The organism is Candidatus Symbiopectobacterium sp. NZEC135, from assembly GCF_025962695.1.
Window position 1 is genome coordinate 1 of the sequence record NZ_JAGFPF010001489.1, and the last position, 528, is coordinate 528.

Sequence of the window (528 nt, forward strand, 5' to 3'; positions counted from 1 at the left end):
CGTTGGTGGAACGTTATCTGGCATCATTGCCGCGCACTAGCCAACCTGCCGTCACGCCGCATCTGGCACTGGCTGGCACGCGCGAATCCACCGTGGCATTGAATATCGAGCCGCGCTCAGAAGTGCGGGCCTGGAGTTACACCGAACAACCCTGGACGCCACAGGCGGCAGTACAAGTCAGCATTGCGCGCAATCTGGCAAATAAATATCTGAAAAACAGCCTGCGCGATGAGGCGCTGGGTATTTACCGCATGCGCCTCGACAGCGAGCTGGCAGACAAAGCCCAGCGCATCGAGACCGAGATAAGCTTTACCGCTTCTCCTGAACGGGGCCATGAGCTGTGGCAGCGTGCCGAACAGGTGCTGGCGAACTTGCCGCAGTTGATTACCGCTGAAGATGTTGAACAGCAGCGCCAGCAGTTTATCCGCGCAGAGCAAGGGCGTCATAACGATTTCACCACCCAGCAGCGGCGCTTGATATTGAGCGATCGCCACTATGGCGATCCGCGTTATCTGAGCGAAGTGGCAA

The 528-nt window shown here is 58.0% G+C and carries 1 pseudogene; it reads left to right on the forward strand.

Features of this window, described 5'->3' with window-relative positions:
* Window positions 1-528: pseudogene (locus J5224_RS34990) on the forward strand (insulinase family protein); the annotation flags it as partial.